Below are 25684 nucleotides of genomic sequence, written 5' to 3' on the forward strand. Positions count from 1 at the left end.
GGGGGGGGGGGGGCGGCGGCGGGGCGGGTGGGCGGCGGGGGTGGTGTTGGGGGGTGTGTGGGGTTGGGGGGGGGGGGGGGGGGGGGGGGGCCCCGGCCCCCCCCCCCCGCCCGCCCCCCCGTGGCCGCGCAAGTCATAGCGCAGGACAGTAAAGTCGTTGCGGAAGTAGCCGGCCATCTGATCCCAGACGGAGAGGTCGCCGGCAAGCTGATGGATGAAGACGAGCCAGGGACCGCCGCCTTCGTTGTCGAGAACATAGCGTGTGTCGATGCCATTGATCGTCAGCTGCATATCGGTTCCGTAAGAGTGCGGTTTGCGATGCTGTTACCGAAGCAAAGCACTGCGCTTCGGCCGTGAACCCGTGTCACGCAGTGTGACGGCCGCGTTACGGTTTGTCCGGCTGGGACGTCGCAGGCGGGGCGGGCGCGGTTTCCTCAGACGCATCTTGCGTGCCCGAGGTGACACCTTGTCCTGCCGACGAAGGCATGCTGAGGCTGCCGGCCCAGAGCAGCTCGATCTGCATTCCGTTCGGTTCGGTTTGCAGAATCCGCACGGGCAGCCAGCCGATCGACGGCGCGAGCCAGATGTCGAGCTTACGGCGGTCGCCTTCCTTGCGGGGCAGACGCGTGAAATGGCGGGCGCTCGTAAAGCCGCCGCGCGCCTGCACGGTTTCATCGCCGACGGTTTCTATCGGCCAGATCTCGTTGCTGTCGTTGTCCGCGACGCTGAATTGCCGCGTGACGCCCGGCTTGTATGTGTCCGGCGCGCCGCGCACGAGACTCGCCAGCTGCATGACGACGCTGAAGCGGTCCTGGGCGCCATCCGCGAGCGGCTGACTCTGCGGCGTCTTCGTATAGACGATCTGCTTCGCCTCGCGATTGAAGATGGCGACGTCGGCGGCGCGGCGGCCGCGCTGTTCCGAATACTGTTCCGGCGCAATGCCGAAGCCGTCGATATGACCCTTGCTCGAATACACATATGGACCGACGAAAGGCAACGGGATCGACACGACCATTTCGTAATGCTGGCCGTCGTTGATCCAGTGGATCGTGCCGGTCTGGTTCATCATGCCGTTCACGAGCGTGTCGTAACGCAACTCGCCCGAGGGCGGAACGCTGAGCTTGTCGCCGGAGACGGCGGCGGGTTGCGCCGCGGGCGATGGCGATGGCGCTTGCGCCTGTGCTTGCGCTTGCGCGGGCGCCGACGCCGACGCCGCCACGCCTGCGTCCGCCGCCGGCGCGTCCGGCTGAGGCGTCGCCGCGGTCAACACCGGAGCGGGAGCGGGCGCCGCTGTGGGCGCGGGGGCGGCTGGCTTGCGCGGCGTCGGAGTGGGCACGCGATCGGCCGGTTTGGGCGGCTGCGGCTGCGGCGCGGGCGGCGCAATCGGCTTGGGCGTCAGCAATTCGACCTGTACGGGCGGCGCCTCCGGCGGCACATTCGTCGGCTGCCGATTGTGCTCGATCCACCGCATCGCGCTCCAGTGCAGGCCCGCGACGATCAGTACGACCAGCACCCAGCGCCCACAGCGGCGCGGAATGGCGGAATCGAAAACAGCGTGGGGCGGCTCGCCCGACGCGGGGCGAGGACGGCGGAATTGAAACAGTGACATCGTGGAGGCGTGAAAGGGAGCAGTGCGGGCCAGGCGAAACGCGTAAGACACGCGCAATGAAAGCGATGTTCCTTACCGCATCGACGGGCGCGGTCAGCGCTCGCCCGCTTTATATCCCAATTCGTACGACAGGCCGCGCGCGCATTCTCGCAGGGCGGAATCGATTTCGCCGCCCCAACGCGTATCGAAGGTGCCTTCGTGACCGAGCGCGATAAGCCCGAGCGCGAGCTCGCCGGTCGAGTCGAAGACCGGCGTGCAGAACGCGTGGATCGTCGGCAGCAGCATGCCTTCGACGCGCGCCGCGCCGTGCTCGCGCACCTCGGCGAGAAGCGGCTCGACGTCGGCCATCGTCTGCTTCATGGCGGCGAGTTCGCGGTCGAGCATCGGTTGTGTCTTGCTGCGCGGCAGATAGGCGGCGAAAAGCAGGCCGGTCGCGGACGAGAGCAGCGGCATCACGTCGCCGAGCTTGAGCGACGCCTTCGCCGGATGACTCGATTCCATCCAGTGCACGACCGTCGGTCCCTGATTGCCCCACACGGCAATGCCGACCGTCTGATCGAGCCGGTCGCGCATCTGCGCGAGCGCGATGCGCGCGAGCCTCACGCCGTCGACGCGCGCGAGCCGCGCCAGTCCCATCTGCAACGCGAATCCGCCGAGTTCGTAGCGCCCCGACACCGGATCCTGCGACGCCACGCCAAGCCGCAGGAAACTCACGAGATAGCGATGCGCCTTCGCCGGGCTCATGCCCGCGCGCTGCGCGAGATCGCGCAGCATCATCGCGCGCGGCTCGTTGGTGAGCACGTCGAGCAGCCGGAAGCCGACTTCGATCGATTGAATGCCGGAGCGCGTTTTCTCCTCGGTGGCGTCGAGGTGGTCTTCGTCGTCGGGAAGAGCGGATTGGGTCGATTGCATGAAGCGCGAAATCACAGCCAGGGGATTCACCATCGTAAAATAGATTTCCCTTAACGTCATCTCAAGTCAACGACTCCCGCTCTATGAAACTTGCCACGCTGAAGGACGGCACGCGCGACGGCCAACTGATCGTCGTCTCGCGCGAGCTGCGCACGGCGGCCATCGCCGATGAAATCGTTTCGACGCTGCAACGCGCGCTCGACGACTGGACCTTCTACGCGCCGCAACTCATGGACGTCTACGAGGCGCTGAACGCCGGCCGCGCGCGCAACACGTTTCAGTTCGATCCGAAAGCCTGCATGGCGCCGCTGCCGCGTGCGTTCCAGTGGGCGGACGGCTCGGCGTACGTGAATCACGTGGAGCTCGTGCGCCGCGCGCGCAACGCGGAAATGCCGCCCGAATTCTGGACCGATCCGCTCATGTACCAGGGCGGCAGCGATGATTTCATCGGCCCGACGGACGACATCGTGTGCGCGACCGAATCGTATGGCATCGACTTCGAGGCGGAAGTCGCCGTCATCACGTCCGATGTCCACATGGCCGCGATGCCCGACGAAGCGCTCCGCAGCGTGCGTCTGCTGATGCTCGTGAACGACGTGTCGCTGCGCAATCTCATTCCCGCGGAACTCGCGAAGGGCTTCGGCTTCTTCCAGAGCAAGCCCGCGACCGCGTTCTCGCCCGTCGCCGTGACGCCCGACGAGCTCGGCGACGGGTGGCGCGATGGGCGGGTGCATCGGCCGATGATCGTGCACTGGAACGGCAAAAAGGTCGGCCAGCCGGATTGCGGCACGGACATGGTGTTCCACTTCGGGCAACTGATCGCGCACGCGGCGAAGACGCGCAACCTGCGCGCGGGCTCGATCGTCGGCTCGGGCACGATCTCGAACAAGGACGCGAAGCGCGGCTACTGCTGCATCGCCGAGAAGCGGTGTCTCGAAACCATCGAGCACGGCGCGCCGCAGACGGACTTTATGAAGTTCGGCGACAGCGTGAAGATCGAGATGTTCGACGAAAGCGGCAAGTCGATCTTCGGCGCGATCGATCAGGCGATCGTCCCGCCCGGGCACTGAATCCACGCATCGCAACGGGTTTCGCCCGATGCGATGCGCGCAAGCCTCGCCTTACACTTTGCCGGCTGCATGTGCGCGGCAGAAGAACTATCAAAAAAAGGAGACTCGGATGGCGGCAGGCAAGTGGAAATTTCTGGCGGGCGCGGCGCTCACGGTCGCCGCAACGACAGCGGCATTCGCGCAAACGGCGCAGCACGTGAAGATCGGCCTCGTGTTGTCGCTCACGGGGCCGGCCGCGTCGCTCGGCATTCCCGCGCGTGACACCGTCGCGCTGCTGCCGAAAGAGATGGGCGGCAAGCCGGTCGATTACATCGTGCTCGACGATGCTTCCGACACCACGCAAGCCGTTCAGTCGACCAAGAAGCTCATCAGCGAGGATCAGGTCGATGCGATCATCGGCTCGTCGATCACGCCGAACTCGCTCGCGATGATCGATGTCGTCGCGCAAGGGCAGACGCCGATGATCTCGCTCGCGTCGTCGTCGAAGATCATCGAGCCTGTCGACGACAAGCGCCGCTGGGTGTTCAAGACACCGCAAACCGACGCGATGATGGCCTCCGCGATCGCCGAACACGCGAGCAATCACGGCGTGAAGACGCTCGCGTACATCGGACAGGCGGACGCGCTCGGCGAGACCTTCTACGCCGAAGTCGCGAAGTTCGCGCAATTGCACAAGATCGAAGTGGTCGCGAACGAGCGCTTCAACCGCACCGATCCGAGCGTGACCGGGCAAATCCTCAAGATTCTCGCGGCGAAGCCGGATGCGGTGGTCGTCGGCGCGGCCGGCACGCCCGCCGCGTTGCCGCCGAAGACCCTCGCGCAGCGCGGCTACAAAGGCAAGGTCTATCACAATCACGGCGTGGGCAATCGCGACTTCCTGCGCGTGTGCGGCGCGGACTGCAACGGCACGTTCCTGCCCGCGAGCCCGGTGCTCGTCGCCGCGCAGTTGCCCGACGATCATCCGGCCAAGCGCCTCGCGCTCGAATACATCAAACTGTACGAAGCGAAGCAGGGCGCGGGCACGGTATCGGCGTTCGGCTCGTATGCGTGGGACGCGGGCATGCTGCTCAATCGCGCGGTGCCGATCGCCCTGAAGGCGGGCGCGCCGGGCACGCCGGCATTCCGTGGCGCGTTGCGCGATGCGCTCGAAGGCACGAAGAATTTCTCCGATACCAACGGGCAGGTCAACATGACGCCCAACGATCACATCGGCCTCGATCAGCGCGCGCGCGTGATGGTCGAGATCCGCGACGGCAAGTGGATCTATCAGCCGCGCTAACTCTCGATTGAACAGAACCATGAGCGATCTCTCCTTCTACGCGAGCTACAAGTCGCTGGAGTTGCGCCGCCGTCCGCACGGCGTGCTCGAAGTGGTGATGCCCGGCGCGGGCGCGAACAAGAGCGGCCTGTCTACCGCCGACGCCAACATGCATCGTGAGCTGGCGGATATCTGGCGCGACATCGATCGCGATCCCGAAACACGCGTCGCGCTGATCCGCGGCGAAGGCAAGGGCTTTTCGGCGGGCGGCGATCTCGGGCTCGTCGAGGAGATGGCGAACGACTTCGATGTGCGCGCGCGCGTATGGCGCGAGGCGCGCGATCTCGTCTATAACGTGATCAACTGCGGCAAGCCGATCGTCTCCGCGATGCATGGCCCCGCGGTCGGCGCGGGACTGGTCGCGGGCCTGCTCGCGGATATCTCGATCGCGACGAAGTCGGCGCGCATCATCGACGGGCACACGCGCCTCGGCGTCGCAGCGGGCGATCACGCGGCGATCGTCTGGCCGCTGCTGTGCGGCATGGCGAAGGCCAAGTACTATCTGCTGCTATGCGAGCCGGTGAGCGGCGAGGAAGCGGAGCGCATCGGTCTGGTGTCGCTCGCCGTCGACGAGAACGAACTGATGCCGAAGGCGATCGAGGTGGCGAATCGTCTTGCACAAGGCTCGCAAACCGCGATCCGCTGGACCAAGTACGCGCTGAACAACTGGCTGCGCTCGGCGGGGCCGACCTTCGATGCGTCGCTCGCGCTCGAATTCATGGGTTTCGCGGGGCCGGACGTCCACGAAGGCATGCGCTCGCTGCGCGAGCGGCGCGCGCCGGACTTTCCGGGCGGCGCGCCGTTCTGAGCTACGCGAATCTCACACGCACGAAAACAAGGAGAGTCGAATGACCGATAACACTGGCGGCACGCCGCCCTACACGATTCCCGGTTTTCCCGGATTCGGCCAGGCCGACATGATGGGCAAGATGTGGGAACTGATGCGCCTGAATCCGTTCGCCGCCGCGATGCCGGGCGGCGGGCAGGGCGTGGGTCCTTCCCTCTCGATGATGTCCGACATGCTCGCGCCGCTCACGAACATCGAAGAACTCGACAAGCGCGTGACGGACATGCGCGCCGTCGAGCACTGGCTGAAGCTTAATCTCAATATGCTGCAATCGGCGATTCAGGCGCTCGAAGTGCAGCGCGCGACGCTCGCGACGCTGCGCGCGTTCGGGGCGTTTGCGCAGTCGTCTGTCGAGGGTGCGCAAAGCGCGGCCACCGAGAATGCGAAGGCCGCGACCGCAGGCTGGCCGATGAGCGGCGCGGCCAAAGCGGACGCGCCGAAACAGGAGCCCGTGCGCGAAGCGCCGGCGAGCGGAACATCGGCGCAAGGCGAGACGGCGGCGGGCGACGCGTCCGCACCGCCGCCCGGCTTCGACCCTGCCGGCTGGTGGAACGTGCTGCAATCACAGTTCAATCAACTGGCGCATCTCGCCATGCTGCAGCCGGGCATGACTGGCCCGCTGAACCCGACGGGCGAATCGGGCGAGCAGCCCGCCGCAGACGAGACCGACGCCGGGCAGCCGGCGCACGGCGACGCGGATAAATCCGAGGCCGCCGCGAAAAAAGCGCCCGCTCGCAAGGCTGCGCCGCGCAAGAAGCCCGTCTGAGTTCGCGTCTACTGGCGCTCCCGTTCTGATCCCATGCCGGCGGCGCGCAATGCGCCGCCAGTTCCTTCGATGCGCAACGTTGCATCGAACCGCGTCTCGCGCCATTGCTTCGTCTACGTGCCGAAATGTATTTCAGCCCCGACGAGCGTCTCGATTTTGTCTATGATGAAACATCGACGTCGATAGGACTTGTCCACCTTTAATACCGGGCACGTAATCTGCATCGAACGCGACGTGTGGTTTCGAAACGATTTGTCCATGACGAACTCATCAGAACAAGACTTCGATTCAGAGCCGGTTTCCGATGGCGCCGACGCGCCGGAACCCGACCCGCCGCGCACTGCGGCGACGGGCGTCACGGGAATCGGCATTGGCGCAATCGCTCAGGAGATTGGTCTGACGAAGGACACGCTGCGTGTCTGGGAGCGCCGTTACGGCTTTCCGCAGCCGATGCGGTCGCCCGGCGGCGAGCGGCTCTATCCGCAGGAGCAGGTGACGAAGCTGCGGCTCGTGAAGCGCCTGCTCGACGCGGGGCACCGGCCGAGCAAGGTGCTCGGGCAATCCATCGATTTATTGCAGCAGCTGGCCGAGAGTTCGGGCGTCGGGCAGGACGCGCCGGACGCCGAGCTGGATCATCTGATCGCGCTGTTGCGTACGAGCGCTTACGACGAGTTCCGCTTCGTGCTTCTCAAACGCGCGACGCGCGACGGGCTCGAGCGTTTCGTGCTGGATGTCGCGGCGCCGTTGTCGGCGCGGATCGGCAATGCGTGGGCGGCGGGCACCTTGCAGGTCTATCACGAGCATCTGTTCAGCGAAGCGATCCAGTCGGCGATGCGCACGCTGTTGCGTCCGCTCTCCGACGCCGTGCGCGGGCGCGGCGGCCGTCCGCGCGTACTGCTCACGACGCTCTCCGGCGAGGGCCACGGCCTCGGCATCCTGATGGCCGAAGCGATGTTCACGCTCTCCGAGTGCGATTGTGTCCAGCTCGGCCTGCAGACGCCGTTGCACGATATCGTCAATGCAGTAGCGGCGCATGACGTCGATATCGTTGCGCTGTCGTTTACCGCGGTGCTGCCGGCGCAGTCCATCGCGAACGGCCTCACCGACCTGCGCAACCTGCTTCCGCCGCATGTGCGCATCTGGGTCGGCGGAAGCAGCCCGGCGCTGCGTCGCAAGCTCGACGATGGCGTGCAACACGTCGCAGGGTTGACCCCGATCGATGAAACTGTCGCGCAATGGCGTGAATCGACCGTGCTAAGATGAAAAACGCTCGCCGCGGCGAGCTTTAAGCGCGGAGTTCGCGTGGCATGCGCGTCGCTGTCATGTGAGCACGTCATACTGGCCGGCCCGCACGGTTTCGGCGGCAGGATCGCGCCACTTGAAGATACCCCAGGCACAGGTTTCGCTCCTCACCCACGGTAGAACAAGACGCACAACAGCAACATCTGCACGGGGAAGTGCAGTGTTTCGCAGGGCGCGAGCGTCCCGCAGCGCCAAATTTGCGCGCTCGTTGTCGCTTTTCGGCTTTGGCCGACCGAATCCCGCGTAAAATTGAAAGCTTGGCTGCTTGCGTGCAAGCTTTTCGCGCAACTCAGCCAAAGTCAATACAGATATAACGTCGCATAAGTGGCATCAGGGGTGGACAATGAACACCATGCTTTATCCGGAACTTTATAAATCGCTGGAATCCGTCCGCTGGGATATGGAGAAGGACATTCCTTGGGACAAATTCGATGCGTCCCTGCTCACCGACGAGCAGGCCAGGACGATCAAGATGAACGCGATCACTGAATGGTCCGCTCTCCCCGCAACGGAAATGTTCCTGCGTGACAACCACGATGACAGCGACTTCTCCGCTTTCATGAGCGTGTGGTTCTTCGAGGAACAGAAGCACTCGCTGGTACTGATGGAGTATCTGCGGCGCTTCAAGCCCGACATGGTGCCGACCGAAGAGGAACTGCACGCGGTGCGCTTCGAATTCGACCCGGCGCCGCCGCTTGAAACCTTGATGCTGCATTTCTGCGGTGAAATCCGTCTGAACCACTGGTATCGCCGCGCGGCCGAATGGCACACGGAACCGGTCATCAAGCACATCTACGAAACCATTTCGCGCGATGAAGCCCGCCACGGCGGTGCGTATCTGCGCTACATGAAAAAGGCGCTCGCGAATGCGGGCGACACCGCGCGCGCCGCGTTCGCGAAGATCGGCGTGCTGATGGCCTCCGCGCGCCGCACGGAAAAGCCGCTGCATCCGACCAATCTGCATGTGAATCAGGCGCTCTTCCCGCGCGATACCGTGCAGTCGCGCCTGCCCGACCCGGAATGGCTCGAGCGCTGGCTCGACGACCAGATCCGCTTCGACGACAGCTGGGAGAAGAAGGTCGTCGAACGTATCTTGCACAACCTGTCGATTCTGTTCGAGCGTTCGTTTGCGACCGCACAGGAGCTGAATCGCTATCGCAAGGAAGTGACGCAGCGTCTGCAAGCCGCGTCGGGCGGGGCGGCCGAGCAACCGGCCTGAGCGTCAGGCCTCCACGCCTTGAAGACGAGACGGCCCGCCGGGTAGAACCGGCGGGCCGTTTGCATGTGTGTCCGCATCGATTCGAATTGCGTGCAAAGCGCCGTGGCACAATGCGCGCTTTCAGCACATCGCAACCCGCGCCGCCATGCCCGCCATTTTCGAACGCAAGATCACCACGCGCGAAGCGCTCGCCGCGCGCCGTCCGGCCCTTACCGGTCCCGTCGTCTTCACCAATGGGGTCTTCGACATTCTTCATCGCGGTCACGTGACCTATCTCGCCGACGCGAAAGCGCTCGGCGCGACGCTCATTGTCGGCGTGAACAGCGATGCCTCCGTGCGCACGCTCGGCAAGGGCGACGATCGCCCGATCAATCGCGAGGACGATCGCATGGCGCTGCTCGCGGCGCTGGAGAGCGTCGACTGGGTCGTAAAGTTCGAAGAATCGACGCCGCTGGAACTCATCGGCGCCTTGCGCCCGGACGTGCTCGTGAAAGGCGGCGACTACGACATGGACAAGCTGGCGGAATCGGCGCTCGTGCGCGGCTGGGGCGGCAAGGCGCTCGCCATCGCGTTCGAGCACGATCGATCGACGACCGCGCTGCTCAAAAAGGTCCGCGCGCAGTCCTGATTCGCGCTCGCGATTTCATTGCCCGAGCGGCGCGGCCTGCACGTTGGCGGCAGGCGCCGGTCCGCCGACACGCGGCTGATCGAACGCTTCCTCGGGCCCGAGCGGGCGCGTCGCGAGCGCTTCGGGATGGACCTGCTGCAACAGATGATGCGGCTCGCGCGCGCCCGCGGCGGGAAGCGGGCCGAACATGCCGCGCATGACCGCGAACATCAGCAAGTTGGCGAGAATCAGAAGGGCGATCAGCCAGCGCAGCATTCTTTGCTCCGTCCGTCAGTCAAATCAGTTAATCAGGATGAATGCCGCGCCGTCGCGTCGCGCGCAATGAGCGCGAGCCCGGACAGCACGAGGGAATCGTGGCGCGTATGCGGCACGTCGAGCGCGCCCGCGATTTCATTTGCGGCGCCGCCGCCGAGCACCAACCGGACGTCAGCTTGCCAGTCCGCTTTCAGGTCATGCCACGCGCGCTCGATGAGCGCCGCCTGCGCGAGCAGGCAGCCGGCCGAAAGCGCGGCGGCGGTATCGGTGGCGAAGAGACTGCGCGTCTGATTCAGCGCCTCGCGCGCCGATGCGGCGTCGAGCGTCGGCAATTGCGCGGTGTGGCTGCCGAGCGATTCCATCATCAGCGACCAGCCGGGCGCGATCAGGCCGCCCGTGAAGACGCCGTCGGCGCGTAATGCTTCGAGCGTCGTCGCGGTGCCGAAGGTCGCGACGAGCAGATGCTCGCCGGGATACGCGGCGCGCGCGGCGATCATGCCGGCCCAGCGATCGCTGCCGAGACGCGTCGGGTCGGCGTAACTGTTGATCACGCCGCACTGCTCGGCGCGCGCGCGCACGACGGTGCGCGGCAGCGTCGGCCAGCGCGCGTCGATCAAACGTTGCATGCGGTTCTGCACCGGCATGCCCGCGACGTTCGAAATCCATGCGCTCGCCGGCGTCGGCAACTCGGACCATTCGCCGAGCGCGGCGTCATCGGCGACGGTCGAATGATGCGCGTGCTCGAAGGCGCCGGTCGTCAGCGACGCGCCGGTTTCATCGACGAGCGACCACTTGATGCGGCTGTTGCCCGCGTCGATGAGCAGATACGGCGCTTCGCTCACGGACGCTCCCTCGCGAGGCGCAGCGTGAGTTCGCCGGTCGTGACGGTGCGCGGGCCCTCGGGCGCGTCGATCAGCAACTGGCCGCTCTCGTCGACGCCCGATGCGATCCCGCGCGTCACTTCCATGCCTTGATCGATCAGCACGACCTCGCGCCCGGCCCACGCGTGCGCGTCGAGCCAGCGCTGGCGAAACGGCCTGAAGCCTTCGGCTTCGAAACGCGGCAGCGCCGCGTCGAGCGCGTTGAGGAGCGCGGCGAGGGTGTCGGTGAGATTGGCGTCGGGCCATGCGCGCGCGAGCGTGGCGGGCGCGGTGCCGGGCGCGGACTGCGAGGCCTTGCGATTCGCATCGTCGACCTGGGCGGCGAGCTGTTCCGCGCCATGCAGGTTCAAGCCGATGCCGATCACGACCGCCGTCGCGTCCGGCGTGTTCCACGCGGTTTCGATCAGGATGCCGGCGAGCTTCCCGTCGTCGAGCAGGACGTCGTTCGGCCATTTCAGCGCGGGCCGTGCGGAAGGCGAAAGCGGCAGATGCGCAAGCGCATCGAGCACCGCGACGCCGATGGCGAGACTCAGCCCCGACAGCCCTTCGATCGGCCGCTTCAGCACGCAGCCGACCGACATCAACAGCGCATTGCCCGGTTCGGCGAGCCACGCGCGGCCGCGCCGTCCGCGTCCGGCGGTCTGCGAATACGCGACGCGAGCTATCGGCGCGGGCGTGCTGCCGCGACGCGACGCGCGCAAGCGCTCCATCAGGTCGGCGTTCGTCGAGCCCGTTTCGTCGACGATGTCGATGGTCCAGTCGCGGGCGGGCCGTTCGGCGAGCGTCGCGAGCCGGGTGCGGTCGATGCGCCAGGGCGCGTCGGGGGCGAAGGGAGTTGAGTTCATGGCGGATATTGTAGCGGCGCGATGGGCGTTTTTCGCCTGCTGCGGCGGCGTCCGCTCCGCGCGCCCGAACCTCGCCTCGTAACGTGCGGCGCCGGGTCCGGGCGCCTGCTGCGCGGGACCGCCCGCGAATTTGTCCGTTCGCCATGCGCGCCACCATCGCCGCGCCTCGATGGCACACTTCGCTACAATGTCCTCTCCCTTTCAACCGCGTCTCACCGCGCCATCGATCCTTGGACTTCGACACGCCGCCGCGCCTAAGAGTGGAAGCCGGCCAGCACGGCAAGGTGGTCCGGCTCTCGGGCCAGTGGACCGCGCTCGCGCTCGCCCGCGACCGCGCGAAGAGCGGCGTCACGCGGCGGCTGCGCGCCATCGGGCGTGAGGCGATCAGCCAGTGGGATCTGTTGTCCGTCGAGCGGCTCGATCACGTCGGCGGTCAGGCGCTGTGGCGTGTCTGGGGCCGCAGGATGCCTGCGACCGTCGCACTGTCGGATACCCAGCGCGAAATCTTCGAGCGCGTCGCGCTGCTCGATGCAGAGCGCGAGGAACCCGAGCCCGTCGATCGCGTCGATCCCGTCACGCGCCTCGGCCAGCTGATCTTCGGTTTCTTCGATCACCTCTACGACGGTCTCGCAATGTTCGGCGGCTTCATGCTCGATCTCGCCGGGCTCGTCCGGCGTCCGCAGCGCATTCCGTGGACGGAAATCTCGGCGAACATCTACAGCGCCGGCGCACAGGCGCTCGCGATCACCGCGCTCGTCGCGTTTCTGATCGGCATCGTGCTGAGCTATCTGTCCGCGCAGCAGTTGCAGGCGTTCGGCGCAAATCAGTACATCGTGAATATTCTCGGGCTGTCGGTGATCCGCGAGCTCGGACCGGTGCTCTCCGCGATTCTCGTCGCCGGGCGCTCGGGTTCGGCGATCACCGCGCAGATCGGCGTCATGCGCGTCACGGAGGAACTCGACGCGATGCAGGTCATGGGCATTCCCCACGGCCTGCGGCTCGTGCTGCCGCGCGTGGTCGCGCTCGGCGTCGCGATGCCGCTGCTCGTCATGTGGACCAACATCATTGCGTTGACGGGCGGCGCGCTCGCGGCGAAGCTCGTGCTGTCCATCGACATGAACTTCTTCATCCGCTCGCTGCCGTCGGTGGTGCCGATCGCCAATCTGTGGATCGGGCTCGGCAAGGGCGTCGTGTTCGGCATGCTGATCGCGCTCGCCGCGTGTCATTTCGGCTTCCGCATCAAGGCGAATTCGCAGAGTCTCGGCGAAGGCACGACGACGTCCGTCGTGACGTCGATCACCATCGTCATTCTCGCGGACGCCGTGTTCGCGATCCTGTTTCAGCACGTCGGACTCTGACCGCCATGTCGACCACGCTCGCCACCGCCGTTCGCCATCAGCCGCCGCCCGTCATCGCGGAGCCGGTGATCGAGGTGCGCGATGTCACCAAGCGCTACGGGCGCACGGTGATCCACGAGCATCTGAATCTGGATGTGCGGCGTGGCGAGATCGTTGCGCTCCTGGGCGGATCGGGCTCGGGCAAGACGACCCTCGTGCGGCAGATTCTCGGGCTGGAATCGCCGACATCGGGCACCATTCGCGTGCTCGGCGAGGAATGGGCGCGCATGGACGAAGAAACGGCGAAAATGCTGCGCACGCGCTCCGGCATGATGTTCCAGCAAGGCGCGCTGTTCTCGTCGCTGACTGTATACGACAACATCGCCCAGCCGTTTCGCGAGCTCGGCAAGATTCCCGAGGATCTGATCCGCGAATTCGTGATGCTGAAGCTCGAGATGGTCGGGCTGTCGTGCAAGCATGCGAGCAAGATGCCGTCGGCGCTGTCGGGCGGGATGGTGAAGCGCGTGGGCATCGCGCGGGCGATCGCGCTCGAACCCGAGCTGCTCTTTCTCGACGAACCGACCGCCGGCCTCGACCCGAAGGCATCCGACGAGTTCGTCGATCTGATCGCCACGCTGCATCGCGCGCTCGGGCTGACCGTCGTCATGGTCACGCACGATCTCGATACGATGGTCGCGCTCTCGACGCGCGTCGCCGTGCTCGCGGACCGGCGCGTGCTCGTCGCGGCGCCGGTGGAGGAGGCGTGCGCGGTGGATCATCCGTTCATTCGCGAGTATTTTCTCGGGCGGCGCGGGCGTCGCGCGCTGCAGGCGCTGCCGCCCGAGCGTCGCGCGAAACTGCCGCCGGCCGCGCTCGAGGACGCGCCGATCGCCGTCAACAAATAGCCGAACGACGCTCCACCGACGCCGCCGCGAAGTCAAAGGAATCTGCCGATGGAAAACAAATCACACGCGTTCTGGACCGGGCTCTTCACGATCGCCCTCGTGCTGGCCATCGCTTTCGCCGTGTTTTTCTTCAACGTGGATCGCACCGTGCGCGTGCCCTACGACCTGATCGCGCGCACCAACGTGACCGGCCTTTTCACGGACGCGTCCGTGCGTTATCGCGGTCTGGGCGTCGGCAAGGTGGAGTCGATCCGCTTCGACAAGGCGCATCCGGGGCAGATCCGAATCCGCATTCTCGTCGACAAGAACGCGCCGATGACGCATTCGACCTTCGCGACGCTCGGCTTTCAGGGCGTGACCGGCATCGCGTTCGTGCAGCTCGACGACACCGGCAATGATCCGAGTCCGCTTGCTTCGTCGCCGCAGCACGTCGCCGAAGTGCCGATGCGACCGGGTCTTTTCGAACAGTTGCAGCAGCGCGGCGACGTGATCCTGAAGAAGTTCGAGCGCCTGTCCGAAGACGCCGACAAGTTCCTCTCCGACGACGTGCGCAATCAGCTCATGGCCACGACGAAGAGCCTGCAGGGCGCGGCGGACAGCATCGCGACGCTTGCGGGGCAGGTGCAGCCGGTCACGGCGCAGTTGCCGCAGACGCTGAAGCAGATCAACACCACGCTCGCCTCGACCAACCAGCTCGTGCAGAACCTGAATCGTCCGGATGGCCCGTTCGTCATCAATCTGAACAAGGCGGGCAAGGCCGCCGAGGACGCGAGCGCCGCGCTAGCGGACATGAACGAGTCGCTGCGCTTCGTGACGGCGCGCGTCGGCTTCGAGGCGTTGCCGCGCTTCTATTCGTTCAGCGACGACGTGAGCGCGGCCGCGCGTTCGGTCGATCGCGCCGCCGACGCGTTCAGCACCAATCCGCGCAGCGTGCTCTTCGGCGCGCCGCAAAAGGAGCCGGGACCGGGCGAGCCGGGCTTCACGTGGCCCGCGAAAGCGGCGCATTGATCGAGAAAAACACATGGCAGACATCGACATGAAAGGAGCAGTCGCGGCGTTCGCGCTCGCTTGCGTCACCTTGCTCGCGGGCTGTGGATCGACGTCCACCGCGATGCCGAACGCGCATTACGACCTCGGCGCGCCGCCTGCGGCCGGCGCGACGGCCAACGCCTTGCCGACGCCGCCGGTGAAGGTGCTCGCGGTGGCCGCGCCGCGCAGCCTGGAAACCGATGCGTTCGCGTATCGCCTGAGCTACGTAGACGCCCAGCGCACGGGCAGCTATTCGGACAGCCACTGGACGATGCCGCCCGCGCAGCTCCTCACGCAGCGTCTGCGCAACGCGCTCGCGGCGCGCGGCCCGATCCTGTCGGGCGCCGATCCGGTGCGCGCCGTGCCGCTGCTCGAAGTCGAGCTGACGAGCTTCGAACAGGTCTTCGACGCGCCCGAGCAAAGCCATGGCCTCGTGTCCGTGCGCGCGACGCTGACGCAGCAAGGCCGCGTGGTCGGACAGCGTAGTTTCGCCGCGAGCGCGCCTGCGCCGAGCGCCGATGCATCCGGCGGCGCGCGGGCGCTCGCGGCCGCATCGGACGATGTAATCGCGCAGCTTTCCGCGTGGCTCGCCGCACAACCCCTTTCCGCTTCGCGATGACCTTCTGTTGTTTCACCATCCGCCCAGCGCGGAGGCGTCCGGGCGGCTCATGACGATCAAGCAATGGCAGCGCCGCCCGTCGGCGTTTTCCCGGCAGGCGCTCGCCGCATACGCGGCGCTCGTGGTCTACGGTTCGCTCTATCCGTTCTCGGGCTGGCGCTCGCTGGGCCTGAGTCCGTTCGCGTATCTCGCCGATCCGCTGCCGCAGTATCTGACCGCCTTCGATGTCATCACGAACGTGCTCGGCTACATGCCGCTCGGCTCGCTGATCGTGCTCGCGCTCTATCCGCGCTTTCGCGGCACGCTCGCGGTGGGCGCGGCGCTCGCCGGCGGCGCGTTGCTGTCCGGCACGATGGAAGCCATTCAGACGTATTTGCCGACGCGCGTCGCCTCGAATCTCGATCTCGCCGCCAATGCGTTCGGCGCGCTCGTCGGCGGCGTGCTCATCGCGCCCGCGACGAGTGCGCTGCTCGACCGCGGCCTGCTGCGGCGCATCCGCTTCACGTGGTACGAGCGCGACGCGGCGTATGTCATCGGGCTGTCGGCGCTGTGGCCGTTCGCGGCGATGTTCCCCGCGCCGTATCTCTTCGGCGGCGGCGACCTGCCGCGCGTGCTATGGGACGAGCTCGACCCGTCGATGCAAGACGCGATCCTCGCGTGGACGCCTGCGCCATGGGACATCGAAAGCTGGCCCGACCGGTTGGGCGCGCTGCTCCCGGACGACGCCTGGGAAGCGCTGATCACGTCGACGAGCCTCTTTGCGGCGCTCGTGCTCGCGACGCTGCTCACGCGCAAGCGCGCGCCGCGCATCCGGCTGATGCTCAGCCTCGTCGCGATGACGCTCTTCGCGAAAGCGGGCGCGACTTTCCTGCAATCGCGCGCGGGCCTGACCTTCGACTGGGCGACGGACGGCGCGCTCGAAGGCATTGCCATCGCGGTGACGGCGGGCGTGCTGTCGGTGTCGCTGCCGCGCGGACTGCGCGCGGCGCTCGCGGGCGCCGCGCTCGTCGCCTCGCTCGCGCTCGTCAATCTGCTGCCGGTGAATCCGTATTTCGACATCGTGCTCGCCGACTGGCGGCAGGGACGCTACCTGCATTTCAACGGGCTCGCGCACTGGCTCGCGTGGGTCTGGCCGTATGCGGCGCTCGGCTGGCTCGCGTCCGCGGCCGAGCGCGCGTGGCTCGCGCGGCGTCGCGCGCGCAAGGCGAGCCGCCCGGCGTGACGCCCGGCGTGTCGCGGCGGGCACGAACATCGCTCGCTATAATCGACCGACACTCTCATCGCACCCCGCTCATGGATTCCTTCTACAAGTATCACGTGTTCTTTTGCCTGAATCAGCGCGACGCCGATGCGCCGCGCCCCAGTTGCGCGAACTGCAACGCACAGGCCATGCAGGAGCACGCGAAAAAACGCGTGAAGCAACTCGGCCTCGCGGGCGAAGGCAAAGTGCGCATCAACAAGGCCGGGTGTCTGGACCGCTGCGAGCTCGGGCCGGTCGTGGTCGTGTATCCGCAAGGCACGTGGTACACGTATGTCGATGAAACCGATATCGACGAAATCGTGGAGTCGCATCTGGCCAACGGAAAAATCGTCGAACGTCTTCTCATCGATCAACCGGCATGAACGCGCAAACCGAAAAATTTCTGATCGACGGGCCGGTCGGCAAGATCGAATGCGCGCTCGACCGTACCGATTCAGCGCCGCGCGGCATCGCGCTCGTCGCGCATCCGCATCCGCTCTTCGGCGGCACGATGGACAACAAGGTCGCGCAGACGCTCGCGCGCACTTTCGTTCAGCTCGGCTACACGACGTATCGCTCGAATTTTCGCGGCGTCGGCGCGACGGGCGGCGAGCATGACAACGGCATCGGCGAGCAGGACGATCTGCTCGCGCTGATCGACCACATGCGCGCGCAACCCGGGCAGGCCGACGTGCCGATCGTGCTCGCGGGCTTTTCATTCGGCACCTTCGTGCTGTCGCATGTCGCGAAGCGCATGCTCGAAGCGGGCAAGCAAATCGAGCGGATGGTGTTCGTCGGCACGGCCGCGAGCCGCTGGGAGGTCGCGCCAGTGCCGGACACCACCCTCGTGATCCACGGCGAAGTCGATGACACCGTGCCGATTCAATCCGTCTACGACTGGGCGCGGCCGCAGGAACTGCCGGTCGTCGTGATTCCGGGCGGCGAGCATTTCTTTCACCGCAAGCTGCATATTCTCAAGCGCGTGATCGTCGACGCGTGGCGCTGAGCACGCGCTCGACCCGCGAGCGGCGCAAGGCTTCTGAAGGGCTGTGCGCGCGCATCGTTTCCTGATCGGTAAAAGCGGCTAAGCGCAGCCTGAAAAACGTTAAAACGCGCGGCAGAAGGGCAGATTCAAAGGAAAACGGAAGCGGGCCACGCGTATAATGGCGCAGAATTTTTTCGCTGTTTCCGGCCGTGCGATGCTCCGACGAACTTGTCGCGGTCATCGAAACTCCGGCTTCCGAGAACCGTTTTCGCGTCCGTCTGTCGAACGAGCGCTTTTCGCCGCGGCGCCCCGTGCCGCTGTCCTGGCGATCAGCCCGACCGACAGCGACGGTCAGCCTGTTCAACCCGTGCTTCGCCGATCATCCGATCCCCGATCGTCCTCGTCGCAGCCTGCTTTTTCCGCCGATCGATCCTATGCGCTTTGTCCCTGCCGGCCTGTCTCTCCCTTCTGTTTCCATCGTTCAACATCGCGCCATCAAAGCCGCACTCGTGCTGCCGGCCGTGCTGGCCGCCGCGAGCGCCTTCGCGCAAGTGCCGCCGCCCGACGTGACCGCGCGCTCGTGGGTGCTCGTCGATGCCACCAGCAATCAGGTGCTCGCGTCGGGCAATCCCGATGAGCGCGTCGAGCCCGCATCGCTCACGAAGCTGATGACCGCGTATCTCGTCTTCGACGCGCTGAAGGCGAAGAAGATCAACATGGATCAGACCGTCATGCCGAGCGAGGCCGTGCGCCGCGTGCGCACGGACGAGTCGCGCATGTTCATCGAGGCGAACAAGCCGGTCACCGTGCACGATCTCGTCTACGGCATGATCGTGCAGTCGGGCAACGATGCGGCCATCGCGCTGGCCGAACTCGTCGGCGGCAGCGAAAGCAACTTCGTGCAGTTGATGAACGCGGCAGCGAAGCGCATCGGCATGACTCACACGAACTTCGCCGATGTGAACGGCATGCCCGATCCGCAGCACTACACGACCGCCGGCGATCTCGCCGTGCTGTCCACGCGCCTCGTGCGCGACTTCCCCGAGTACTACAGCATCTTCTCGGTGAAGGAATTCACGTACAACAAGATCAAGCAGCCGAACCGTAACCGCCTGCTGTGGCTCGATCCGACCGTCGATGGCCTCAAGACCGGCCACACGAAGGCCGCGGGCTATTGCCTGATCGCGACCGCGAAGCGCTCGCTCGTCGGCGTGCCCGATGCGAGCCGCCGTCTCGTCGCCGTGGTGATGGGCGAGCCCAAAGAGCACAACCGCGTGCAGGACAGCCTGAAGATGCTGAACTACGGCTACACCGCGTACGACGCACTGCGTCTGTACAAGGCGAATCAGGTGATCGAATCGCCGCGCGTGTACAAGGGCGCCGCGGACAACGTGCAGGCGGGCGTCACGACGGATCAGTACATCACCGTGCCGAAGGGTTTGGGCGAGAAGGTCAAGCCGACCGTCACGCACAACGATCTGATCGTCGCGCCTATCAAGAAAGGCCAGCAGATCGGAACCGTCAAGATGATGGCGGACGGCAAGGAGGTCGCGCAGTTCCCGCTCGTGGCGCTGCAGGACGTGCCGGAAGCGGGCATCTTCGGCCGCCTGTGGGATTCGGCGCTGCTCTGGTGGCAGAAGCGCAAATAATCGAAGTCAGCGAAGTTTGAGCGGCAGTTTTGAGAAAGGAGCGGTCCCGATGAGCCAAGCCGAAGTTTTCGATCCGACGGTTTATCTGAACGGTGAGTGGGGGCCGCTTTCCGAAGCGCGCATTCCCGTGCTCGACCGCGGGTTCATCTTCGGCGACGGCGTGTATGAAGTCGTGCCGCTCTACGGGCAAGCCGATGGCACGCGCCTGCCGTTCCGGCTCAAACAGCATCTCGCGCGGCTGAATCGCAGTCTCGGCAAGATCCGTATCGACAATCCGTTCGACGATGCCGGCTGGCGTGCGTTGATCGATCGCGCGATCAGCGAAAACGCCGGCAACGGCGACGCGCTCGTCTACATTCAGGTCACGCGCGGCGTCGCGAAGCGGCGCGGGCATGCATTTCCGGCCGGCCTCACGCCGACCGTGTTCGTCATGCTCGGCCAGCTCGTTTTTCCGAGCGTGGCGGATCGCGCACGCGGCGCGGTGGCCGTGACCGCCGAGGACAAGCGCTGGCTGCATTGCGACATCAAGTCGGTGTCGCTGCTCGGCAATGTGCTGATGGCGCAGCACGCCGCGGAAAACGACGCGCTCGAAACCATCCAGTTGCGCGATGGCTTGCTGACCGAAGGTTCGTCCTCGAATGTGTGGGTCGTGAAGCGCGGCACGCTGCTCGGCGCGCCGCGCGGACCGCGCATCCTGGAAGGCATCCGCTACGGGCTCATCGAGGAGCTGGCGAGCGAGGCGGGCATTCCATTCGAGGAGCGCGACATCACGGAAGCCGAATTGCGTTCGGCCGACGAAGTCATGATCAGCTCCGCGACGAAGGAAGTCATGCCGATCACGACGCTCGATGGAAAAAGCGTCGGCGACGGCCGTCCCGGTCCAATCTATGCTGCGCTGTACGACGCCTACCAGCGGGCCAAGGCGCGCGAGTTCGCGCACGAGGCCGCGCGAGCCAAGCCAGGCGCGAAGTAAAGGAGAACGCCATGTCTGACAAGCCACAATCCACCGATCCAACAGATTCCGCCGCGCACAGCGCCGACGAACTGTTCGACTTTCCCTGCGACTTCCCGATCAAGGTAATGGGCAAGACGCATCCGGAATTCCACGACACGATCGTCAGCCTGCTCAAGGAGTTCGACCAGGATTTCGACGCCTCGCGTGTCGAGGCCCGTCCGTCGTCCGGCGGTAATTACACCGGTCTCACCTGCACCGTGCGTGCGCAGAATCGTCCGCATCTCGACGACATCTATCGCGCGCTCACCGGCCATCCGATGGTCAAGGTAGTGCTTTGAGCTTACTCGCCGGCGCGTCGCACACCGCCGGCGTGCGCTCGTAGAGCAGCCTGAACTGCTCGGCTTCCTCGAACACCCATTCCCTGAACGCCTGCACGCGCTTCGTCTGAAGGAGCGCCGTCGGACACACGAAGTAGTACTTCCACGGACTCGGGCCGTCTATGTTGAAGAGGCGCACGAGCCGTCCCGCGATGATCTCCTGCATCGCGAGCGATCGCCGCACGAGTGCGACGCCTTGTCCGTCGATGGCCGCCTGCAGCAGATTCGACGAATCTTCATACAGCACGCCGCGCTTCGGCTCCGGAAGATCCGTGAGGCCGGCCGCGTCGAACCACGGGCGCCACAATTCCTCATCCGACCGCAAGAGCGGCGTGGCCGCCAGATCGCCGGGCACGCGCGGCAACGCGCCGCCGCGAAAATTCGGCGAGCACGCGGGAAAGAACACCTCGTCCAGCAACTCCTCCGCGTGCAGACCCGCGTACTTGCCGTAGCCGAAACGGATGGCGACATCCACATCGTCGCGGTTGAAGTCGGTGAGCGCGTTCGTCGACAGCAATTCGAGATCGACTTCCGGATGTTTCTCGATAAACCGGCCGACGCGCGGCGTCAGCCACCGCGCCGAAAACGACGACAGCATCGACACGATCAGCCGCCGGTCGCGATCGCCCGAGCGGATGCGGCGCGTGGATTCGGCCAATGCGACCAAGGCCGCGCGCACCTCCGCGGCGTATTGCCTGCCCCGGTCGGTGAGACGCACGCGCTTGCCGTCGCGCGCGAAGAGCGACACGCCCAGTTCGGCCTCCAGCGCGCGGATCTGATGACTGACCGCGCCGTGCGTGACGAAAAGCTCGTCGGCGGCGCGGGAGAAGCTCTCGTGACGGGCGGCGGCCTCGAAGGCACGCAACGCGTTCAGGGCGGGAAGCTGTCGGAGGTCCATGTGGATCGTTGGCGTGGTCGTTGTCAATACAGCTCACATAGCGGTGAAAATTGATCGTTTTGTCTGATGCCTTGCCACGCCTAGGATTGTAGTCATCGAAACGTTCCTCTGGCGGAGTGGATCATGCGAGAAATATCAACAAGCGTCACCTTCGAAATCAAGCCCGGCGAAACCGTGCCGATGCGCATCGCGCGAGGCTCGCGTCTGACGGTCCACGGCACCGCCGTCTGGGCGACGCGCAGCAACGACATCGAAGACTACTGGCTCGTCCCCGGCGACCACCTCAAGCTGCGCGAACGCGAGCGGCTCTGGCTTTCCGTCGAAGGCGACCGTCCGGCGCACGTCGTCTTCACGATCCTGCCGCGCTGCGACGAGCGTGCGATGCACTGGCTTTCGACGCGCATCGAGCGTCTTGCCCAACGTCTTCGCGCCGGATGGCGCACCGTCTGAGCCAACTATTCGAATTTGCCATCGAAGGCATGCGAATTCACCATCGGCGGGCATGGGCCTATTTCGGTAAACTACCGGCACCATGTCCGCCACACCGCTCGCAGTCCCACAAGAAATTCACGACGCGCCCGACACCGTGCTCAGTTCCGGTGAGTTTCCGGTTGCGTTGCGCTGGCGCGGCCTCGAGCCGTACAGCCAGAGCTTCGACGCCATGCGGGCCTTCACCGACGCCCGCACGCCCGACACACCGGACGAAATCTGGCTCGTCGAGCATCCGCCGGTTTTCACGCTCGGTCTCGCGGGCGATCCGGCGCATCTTCTGCTCGCCGAAAGCGGTATTCCGCTTCTCAAGGTGGATCGCGGCGGACAGATTACCTATCACGGGCCGGGACAGATCGTCGCTTATCTGCTGATCGATTTGCGTCGCCGCAAACTCATGGTGCGCGAGCTGGTGCGGCGCATCGAAGAGGCCGTGATCGAAACCCTCGCGACGTATAATCTCGCGACCGACCGCAAGGCCGGCGCGCCCGGCATCTATGTCACGCGGCCATCGGCGCGGCAGGTCGAACATAATGCGAACGTTCGTTCGCATGAACGTCATGAAGGCGCGAAGATCGCCGCGCTCGGACTCAAGATTCGCAACGGCTGCAGTTATCACGGCGTGAGCCTCAATGTGAGCATGAACTTGCAGCCGTTCCTCGCAATCAACCCGTGTGGCTACGCGGGGCTCGAAACGGTCGACATGGCGACGCTCGGCGTCGTCGCCGACTGGCGCGACGTAGCTCTCGTGCTGGCCGTTCGGCTGGCACTTCAAATCGGCGGCCTCCCCGCAACTACCGCCGCAACAACCGGATCGACCGAATGACTGACGCAACCGCAAACCTGGCCGGCGATACCGCTGCTCCCGCCTACGACGCCACTGCCAAGCAAAAGGCCCAAGCGAAGACGTCGCGTATTCCGATCAAGGTCATCCCCATCGAGAAGCTGAAGAAGCCGGACTGGATCCGCGTGCGCACGGCGACGGGGAACTCACGCTTCAACGAGATCAAGCACATCCTGCGCGAGCACAACCTGCATACGGTGTGCGAGGAAGCGAGCTGCCCGAACATCGGCGAATGCTTCGGCAAAGGCACCGCGACGTTCATGATCATGGGCGACAAGTGCACGCGCCGCTGCCCGTTCTGCGACGTCGGTCACGGCCGCCCCGATCCGCTCGATGCGGACGAGCCGCTGAATCTCGCGCGCACCATCGGCGCGTTGAAGCTGAAGTACGTGGTGATCACGTCCGTCGATCGCGATGATCTGCGCGACGGCGGCGCGGCGCACTTCGTCGAGTGCATCAAACAGGTCCGCGAGCATTCGCCGGAGACGCGCATCGAGATTTTGACGCCGGACTTCCGCGGCCGTCTGGATCGTGCGATCGGCATCCTTACCGCCGCGCCGCCCGACGTGATGAACCACAACCTCGAAACGGTGCCGCGTCTCTACAAGGAAGCGCGTCCGGGTTCGGATTATCACCATTCGTTGAAGCTCCTCAAGGACTTCAAGGCGCTGCATCCGGAAGTCGCGACGAAATCGGGCCTGATGGTCGGCCTGGGCGAAACGGAAGAAGAAATTCTCCAGGTGATGCGCGATCTGCGCGCGCACGACGTGGACATGCTGACGATCGGCCAATACTTGCAGCCGTCGGAGCACCACCTGCCGGTGCGGGCTTACGTCCATCCGGATACGTTCAAGATGTACGAGGAAGAGGCGTACAAGATGGGCTTCACGCACGCGGCTGTCGGCGCGATGGTGCGGTCGAGCTATCACGCGGATTTGCAGGCGCACGGGGCGGGCGTGGTCTGAGCGCTTCTGGCTGACCGAAAAGAGAAACCCACGGGCGACCGTGGGTTTTTTCATGGTTGAACCGAAACCGCAGCCGTCCGGATCGCCGGACGTCCCTATTCCGGATTTCCAGAAACACAGATTCCGCATGATCGCTTCATAAAAAAGATCTAGATAAATCAAAGGTTTAAAAACAAGTAGAACTGGCATCGCCCTTGCGATATAGAGTGCACGGCCGATGAGCCGCCCATAAAAGTCAAGGAGACAACCGATGACCCCTCTCGCACCCAAACGCCCCTGAATCCGTCGACGAAGCGGCTATCGCTACGCGGCGCGTTTCGGCGTGCGCATCCCACAGTTTCATCCGCGCACCGGGAAAGCTTCCGCAGGTTCAAGCTCGCCGCTGGCCGTACTTCCGCCAATTGCTAGTCCTTGCCTGGAAACATCGTGAAAAAACCTATCTATAAAGTCCTGTACGTGCAGGTGATCGTCGCCATCATCATCGGCATCGCGCTCGGGCACTTCCAACCGAATCTCGCCACCGACATGAAGCCGCTCGGCGACGGGTTCATCAAGCTCATCAAGATGGTGATCGGGCCGATCATCTTCTGTACTGTCGTGACCGGCATTGCCGGCATGGAAGACATGAAGAAGGTCGGGCGCGTCGGCGGCAAGGCGCTCCTGTACTTCGAAGTCGTGTCCACGTTCGCGCTGATCCTCGGCCTCGCCGCGACGCACATCCTGAAGCCCGGCGTCGGCTTCAACGTCGATCCGGCCACGCTCGATCACAAGGCTGTCGATTCCTTCGCGACGAAGGCGCACGGCCAGAGCACGGTCGACTTCTTCATGCACATCATCCCGGACACGCTGGTGTCGGCGTTCGCGCAGGGCGAAATCCTCCAGATCCTGCTGATCGCGCTGCTGTTCGGCTCGGTGCTCGCGCATATCGGCGAGCGAGGCAAGGTCGTGACGAGTTTCATCGAGGGGTTGTCGAGCATCCTGTTCGGCATGGTCGGCATCATCACGAAGCTCGCGCCGATCGGTGCGTTCGGCGCGATGGCGTTCACCATCGGCAAGTACGGCATCGGTTCGCTGCTGCCGATGCTCAAGCTCGTCGGCACCTTCTATCTGACGTCGTTCATCTTCGTCGTCGTCGTGCTTGGCGCCATCGCGCGCATGGTCGGCTTCAACATCCTGAAGTTCATCGCGTACATCAAGGAAGAAATGCTGATCGTGCTCGGCACGTCGTCGTCGGAAGCGGCGCTCCCGCAACTGATGCTCAAGCTCGAAAAGCTCGGCTGCTCGCGCTCGGTCGTGGGTCTCGTCGTGCCGACCGGCTATTCGTTCAACCTCGACGGCACGAACATCTACATGACGATGGCTGTGCTGTTCATCGCCCAGGCAACCAACACCGACCTCTCGTGGGGCCAGCAACTGACGCTGCTCGCGGTGACGATGCTCACATCGAAGGGCGCGAGCGGCGTGACCGGCGCGGGCTTCATCACGCTGGCGGCGACGCTGGCCGTCGTGCCGACCATTCCGCTCGCGGGCATGGTGCTGATCCTCGGCATCGACCGCTTCATGTCGGAATGCCGCGCGCTGACGAACATCGTCGGTAACGGCGTGGCGACGGTCGTCGTGTCGGCGTGGGAGAAGGAACTCGACCGCAGCAAGCTGAAGGCGGCGTTGTCACGCGAGGTCGACGTGACCGATACGGAAGAAGTGAAGTCCGTCTAAGCAGCGCCGGCGACCCCTTCCGGA

28 protein-coding genes and 1 pseudogene are annotated in these 25684 nt (G+C 65.2%); 21 read left to right on the forward strand and 8 right to left on the reverse strand.

The features are described 5' to 3' along the window. The 3 genes and pseudogenes from NCR38_RS00805 to NCR38_RS00815 form a co-directional block, all read right to left on the reverse strand. A pseudogene (locus NCR38_RS00805) lies at positions 1-291 on the reverse strand (hypothetical protein); the annotation flags it as partial. Between the two features lie 94 nt (positions 292-385). Continuing rightward, positions 386-1609, reverse strand: a complete 1224-nt coding sequence (locus tag NCR38_RS00810) for a DUF3108 domain-containing protein (protein ID WP_250476191.1) — start codon at positions 1607-1609, stop codon at positions 386-388. A gap of 93 nt (positions 1610-1702) precedes the next feature. After that, positions 1703-2521 carry an IclR family transcriptional regulator gene (locus NCR38_RS00815; RefSeq protein WP_409241413.1) on the reverse strand — a complete coding sequence of 273 codons (819 nt, stop codon included), beginning with the start codon at positions 2519-2521 and terminating at the stop codon, positions 1703-1705. Between the two features lie 83 nt (positions 2522-2604). Between NCR38_RS00815 and NCR38_RS00820 the strand changes: the two genes are divergently transcribed. The 7 genes from NCR38_RS00820 (at position 2605) to rfaE2 (ending at position 9671) form a co-directional block, all read left to right on the forward strand. Continuing rightward, positions 2605-3591, forward strand: coding sequence for a fumarylacetoacetate hydrolase family protein (locus NCR38_RS00820; protein WP_250476193.1), 987 nt, complete (start codon positions 2605-2607; stop codon positions 3589-3591). A 109-nt stretch (positions 3592-3700) separates the two neighbouring features. Further along, positions 3701-4870 (forward strand): ABC transporter substrate-binding protein, encoded by a 1170-nt coding sequence (locus NCR38_RS00825; protein ID WP_250476194.1) that lies wholly within the window; start codon positions 3701-3703, stop codon positions 4868-4870. 19 nt (positions 4871-4889) lie between these two features. After that, positions 4890-5717, forward strand: coding sequence for an enoyl-CoA hydratase/isomerase family protein (locus NCR38_RS00830; RefSeq protein WP_061116822.1), 828 nt, complete (start codon positions 4890-4892; stop codon positions 5715-5717). 40 nt (positions 5718-5757) lie between these two features. Next, complete coding sequence (locus tag NCR38_RS00835) at positions 5758-6522, forward strand: PhaM family polyhydroxyalkanoate granule multifunctional regulatory protein (protein WP_061116823.1); 765 nt, start codon at positions 5758-5760, stop codon at positions 6520-6522. A gap of 258 nt (positions 6523-6780) precedes the next feature. Further along, positions 6781-7785, forward strand: a complete 1005-nt coding sequence (locus NCR38_RS00840) for a MerR family transcriptional regulator (RefSeq protein ID WP_061116824.1) — start codon at positions 6781-6783, stop codon at positions 7783-7785. Between the two features lie 382 nt (positions 7786-8167). After that, the gene (locus NCR38_RS00845) at positions 8168-9043 is read left to right on the forward strand and encodes an acyl-ACP desaturase (protein ID WP_061116825.1); all 876 of its coding nucleotides are present in this window, start codon (positions 8168-8170) and stop codon (positions 9041-9043) included. 145 nt (positions 9044-9188) lie between these two features. Further along, positions 9189-9671, forward strand: coding sequence for a D-glycero-beta-D-manno-heptose 1-phosphate adenylyltransferase (gene rfaE2, locus NCR38_RS00850; protein ID WP_250476195.1), 483 nt, complete (start codon positions 9189-9191; stop codon positions 9669-9671). 15 nt (positions 9672-9686) lie between these two features. Here rfaE2 and NCR38_RS00855 read toward each other — a convergent pair whose 3' ends face one another. Genes NCR38_RS00855 through NCR38_RS00865 form a run of 3 tightly spaced genes read right to left on the reverse strand, consistent with a single transcriptional unit; the run spans position 9687 to position 11652 of the window. After that, positions 9687-9926 carry a hypothetical protein gene (locus NCR38_RS00855; protein WP_061116826.1) on the reverse strand — a complete coding sequence of 80 codons (240 nt, stop codon included), beginning with the start codon at positions 9924-9926 and terminating at the stop codon, positions 9687-9689. 32 nt (positions 9927-9958) lie between these two features. Beyond that, on the reverse strand, positions 9959-10768 hold the full coding sequence (locus NCR38_RS00860) for a type III pantothenate kinase (protein ID WP_250476196.1): 810 nt from the start codon (positions 10766-10768) through the stop codon (positions 9959-9961). Continuing rightward, the gene (locus NCR38_RS00865; protein ID WP_061116828.1) at positions 10765-11652 is read right to left on the reverse strand and encodes a biotin--[acetyl-CoA-carboxylase] ligase; all 888 of its coding nucleotides are present in this window, start codon (positions 11650-11652) and stop codon (positions 10765-10767) included. The genes NCR38_RS00860 and NCR38_RS00865 overlap by 4 nt, the downstream gene beginning before the upstream one ends. Positions 11653-11882: 230 nt before the next feature. Between NCR38_RS00865 and NCR38_RS00870 the strand changes: the two genes are divergently transcribed. The 7 genes from NCR38_RS00870 (at position 11883) to NCR38_RS00900 (ending at position 17788) form a co-directional block, all read left to right on the forward strand. Beyond that, a complete protein-coding gene (locus NCR38_RS00870; protein ID WP_061116829.1) occupies positions 11883-13010 on the forward strand; it encodes an ABC transporter permease in 1128 nt (375 codons plus the stop codon). A gap of 5 nt (positions 13011-13015) precedes the next feature. Then, positions 13016-13894, forward strand: a complete 879-nt coding sequence (locus NCR38_RS00875) for an ABC transporter ATP-binding protein (protein ID WP_061116830.1) — start codon at positions 13016-13018, stop codon at positions 13892-13894. Between the two features lie 48 nt (positions 13895-13942). Then, on the forward strand, positions 13943-14902 hold the full coding sequence (locus NCR38_RS00880; protein WP_061116831.1) for an MlaD family protein: 960 nt from the start codon (positions 13943-13945) through the stop codon (positions 14900-14902). A gap of 13 nt (positions 14903-14915) precedes the next feature. Next, positions 14916-15542, forward strand: a complete 627-nt coding sequence (locus tag NCR38_RS00885; RefSeq protein ID WP_061116832.1) for an ABC-type transport auxiliary lipoprotein family protein — start codon at positions 14916-14918, stop codon at positions 15540-15542. A 49-nt stretch (positions 15543-15591) separates the two neighbouring features. After that, entirely contained in the window at positions 15592-16764 is a 1173-nt protein-coding gene (locus tag NCR38_RS00890; RefSeq protein ID WP_250476197.1) for a VanZ family protein, read from the forward strand. A 71-nt stretch (positions 16765-16835) separates the two neighbouring features. Continuing rightward, positions 16836-17165, forward strand: a complete 330-nt coding sequence (locus tag NCR38_RS00895) for a ferredoxin (RefSeq protein ID WP_061116834.1) — start codon at positions 16836-16838, stop codon at positions 17163-17165. Further along, positions 17162-17788 (forward strand): alpha/beta hydrolase, encoded by a 627-nt coding sequence (locus NCR38_RS00900; protein ID WP_061116835.1) that lies wholly within the window; start codon positions 17162-17164, stop codon positions 17786-17788. Before NCR38_RS00895 ends, NCR38_RS00900 begins: the two co-directional genes overlap by 4 nt. On the opposite strand, the gene NCR38_RS00905 is transcribed toward NCR38_RS00900, so the two are convergent. After that, positions 17757-18008, reverse strand: a complete 252-nt coding sequence (locus NCR38_RS00905; RefSeq protein WP_143756291.1) for a hypothetical protein — start codon at positions 18006-18008, stop codon at positions 17757-17759. The genes NCR38_RS00900 and NCR38_RS00905 overlap by 32 nt on opposite strands. Positions 18009-18201: 193 nt before the next feature. Between NCR38_RS00905 and NCR38_RS00910 the strand changes: the two genes are divergently transcribed. The 3 genes from NCR38_RS00910 to NCR38_RS00920 are packed head-to-tail and all read left to right on the forward strand — an operon-like array spanning position 18202 to position 20709. Next, complete coding sequence (locus NCR38_RS00910) at positions 18202-19416, forward strand: D-alanyl-D-alanine carboxypeptidase family protein (protein ID WP_061116944.1); 1215 nt, start codon at positions 18202-18204, stop codon at positions 19414-19416. 49 nt (positions 19417-19465) lie between these two features. Further along, the gene (locus tag NCR38_RS00915) at positions 19466-20389 is read left to right on the forward strand and encodes a D-amino acid aminotransferase (protein WP_250476198.1); all 924 of its coding nucleotides are present in this window, start codon (positions 19466-19468) and stop codon (positions 20387-20389) included. 11 nt (positions 20390-20400) lie between these two features. Next, positions 20401-20709 carry a DUF493 family protein gene (locus NCR38_RS00920; RefSeq protein WP_061116837.1) on the forward strand — a complete coding sequence of 103 codons (309 nt, stop codon included), beginning with the start codon at positions 20401-20403 and terminating at the stop codon, positions 20707-20709. Here NCR38_RS00920 and NCR38_RS00925 read toward each other — a convergent pair. Beyond that, on the reverse strand, positions 20693-21646 hold the full coding sequence (locus NCR38_RS00925; protein ID WP_061116838.1) for a transcriptional regulator GcvA: 954 nt from the start codon (positions 21644-21646) through the stop codon (positions 20693-20695). The two genes, NCR38_RS00920 and NCR38_RS00925, sit on opposite strands and share 17 nt — an antisense overlap. Positions 21647-21769: 123 nt before the next feature. Between NCR38_RS00925 and NCR38_RS00930 the strand changes: the two genes are divergently transcribed. The 4 genes from NCR38_RS00930 (at position 21770) to NCR38_RS00945 (ending at position 25660) form a co-directional block, all read left to right on the forward strand. Further along, the gene (locus NCR38_RS00930; protein WP_061116839.1) at positions 21770-22096 is read left to right on the forward strand and encodes a DUF2917 domain-containing protein; all 327 of its coding nucleotides are present in this window, start codon (positions 21770-21772) and stop codon (positions 22094-22096) included. Between the two features lie 82 nt (positions 22097-22178). After that, complete coding sequence (lipB, locus tag NCR38_RS00935; protein WP_250476199.1) at positions 22179-22961, forward strand: lipoyl(octanoyl) transferase LipB; 783 nt, start codon at positions 22179-22181, stop codon at positions 22959-22961. Beyond that, the gene (gene lipA, locus NCR38_RS00940; RefSeq protein WP_061116841.1) at positions 22958-23944 is read left to right on the forward strand and encodes a lipoyl synthase; all 987 of its coding nucleotides are present in this window, start codon (positions 22958-22960) and stop codon (positions 23942-23944) included. Before lipB ends, lipA begins: the two co-directional genes overlap by 4 nt. Positions 23945-24370: 426 nt before the next feature. After that, positions 24371-25660, forward strand: a complete 1290-nt coding sequence (locus tag NCR38_RS00945; protein ID WP_061116842.1) for a dicarboxylate/amino acid:cation symporter — start codon at positions 24371-24373, stop codon at positions 25658-25660. Positions 25661-25684: the final 24 nt, after the last annotated feature.

Source organism: Caballeronia sp. INML1 (assembly GCF_023631085.1).
GTDB lineage: Bacteria > Pseudomonadota > Gammaproteobacteria > Burkholderiales > Burkholderiaceae > Caballeronia > Caballeronia turbans.

Excerpts from the sequence above, each read along its gene's own strand:
- NCR38_RS00810 (WP_250476191.1), bottom strand. The coding sequence starts at position 1,609 with ATGTCACTGTTTCAATTCCGCCGTCCTCGCCCCGCGTCGGGCGAGCCG.
- NCR38_RS00815 (WP_409241413.1), bottom strand. The coding sequence starts at position 2,521 with ATGCAATCGACCCAATCCGCTCTTCCCGACGACGAAGACCACCTCGAC.
- NCR38_RS00820 (WP_250476193.1), top strand. The coding sequence starts at position 2,605 with ATGAAACTTGCCACGCTGAAGGACGGCACGCGCGACGGCCAACTGATC.
- NCR38_RS00825 (WP_250476194.1), top strand. The coding sequence starts at position 3,701 with ATGGCGGCAGGCAAGTGGAAATTTCTGGCGGGCGCGGCGCTCACGGTC.
- NCR38_RS00830 (WP_061116822.1), top strand. The coding sequence starts at position 4,890 with ATGAGCGATCTCTCCTTCTACGCGAGCTACAAGTCGCTGGAGTTGCGC.
- NCR38_RS00835 (WP_061116823.1), top strand. The coding sequence starts at position 5,758 with ATGACCGATAACACTGGCGGCACGCCGCCCTACACGATTCCCGGTTTT.
- NCR38_RS00840 (WP_061116824.1), top strand. The coding sequence starts at position 6,781 with ATGACGAACTCATCAGAACAAGACTTCGATTCAGAGCCGGTTTCCGAT.
- NCR38_RS00845 (WP_061116825.1), top strand. The coding sequence starts at position 8,168 with ATGAACACCATGCTTTATCCGGAACTTTATAAATCGCTGGAATCCGTC.
- rfaE2 (WP_250476195.1), top strand. The coding sequence starts at position 9,189 with ATGCCCGCCATTTTCGAACGCAAGATCACCACGCGCGAAGCGCTCGCC.
- NCR38_RS00855 (WP_061116826.1), bottom strand. The coding sequence starts at position 9,926 with ATGCTGCGCTGGCTGATCGCCCTTCTGATTCTCGCCAACTTGCTGATG.
- NCR38_RS00865 (WP_061116828.1), bottom strand. The coding sequence starts at position 11,652 with ATGAACTCAACTCCCTTCGCCCCCGACGCGCCCTGGCGCATCGACCGC.
- NCR38_RS00875 (WP_061116830.1), top strand. The coding sequence starts at position 13,016 with ATGTCGACCACGCTCGCCACCGCCGTTCGCCATCAGCCGCCGCCCGTC.
- NCR38_RS00880 (WP_061116831.1), top strand. The coding sequence starts at position 13,943 with ATGGAAAACAAATCACACGCGTTCTGGACCGGGCTCTTCACGATCGCC.
- NCR38_RS00885 (WP_061116832.1), top strand. The coding sequence starts at position 14,916 with ATGGCAGACATCGACATGAAAGGAGCAGTCGCGGCGTTCGCGCTCGCT.
- NCR38_RS00890 (WP_250476197.1), top strand. The coding sequence starts at position 15,592 with ATGACGATCAAGCAATGGCAGCGCCGCCCGTCGGCGTTTTCCCGGCAG.
- NCR38_RS00895 (WP_061116834.1), top strand. The coding sequence starts at position 16,836 with ATGGATTCCTTCTACAAGTATCACGTGTTCTTTTGCCTGAATCAGCGC.
- NCR38_RS00900 (WP_061116835.1), top strand. The coding sequence starts at position 17,162 with ATGAACGCGCAAACCGAAAAATTTCTGATCGACGGGCCGGTCGGCAAG.
- NCR38_RS00905 (WP_143756291.1), bottom strand. The coding sequence starts at position 18,008 with ATGACCGCGACAAGTTCGTCGGAGCATCGCACGGCCGGAAACAGCGAA.
- NCR38_RS00910 (WP_061116944.1), top strand. The coding sequence starts at position 18,202 with ATGCGCTTTGTCCCTGCCGGCCTGTCTCTCCCTTCTGTTTCCATCGTT.
- NCR38_RS00915 (WP_250476198.1), top strand. The coding sequence starts at position 19,466 with ATGAGCCAAGCCGAAGTTTTCGATCCGACGGTTTATCTGAACGGTGAG.
- NCR38_RS00920 (WP_061116837.1), top strand. The coding sequence starts at position 20,401 with ATGTCTGACAAGCCACAATCCACCGATCCAACAGATTCCGCCGCGCAC.
- NCR38_RS00925 (WP_061116838.1), bottom strand. The coding sequence starts at position 21,646 with ATGGACCTCCGACAGCTTCCCGCCCTGAACGCGTTGCGTGCCTTCGAG.
- NCR38_RS00930 (WP_061116839.1), top strand. The coding sequence starts at position 21,770 with ATGCGAGAAATATCAACAAGCGTCACCTTCGAAATCAAGCCCGGCGAA.
- lipB (WP_250476199.1), top strand. The coding sequence starts at position 22,179 with ATGTCCGCCACACCGCTCGCAGTCCCACAAGAAATTCACGACGCGCCC.
- lipA (WP_061116841.1), top strand. The coding sequence starts at position 22,958 with ATGACTGACGCAACCGCAAACCTGGCCGGCGATACCGCTGCTCCCGCC.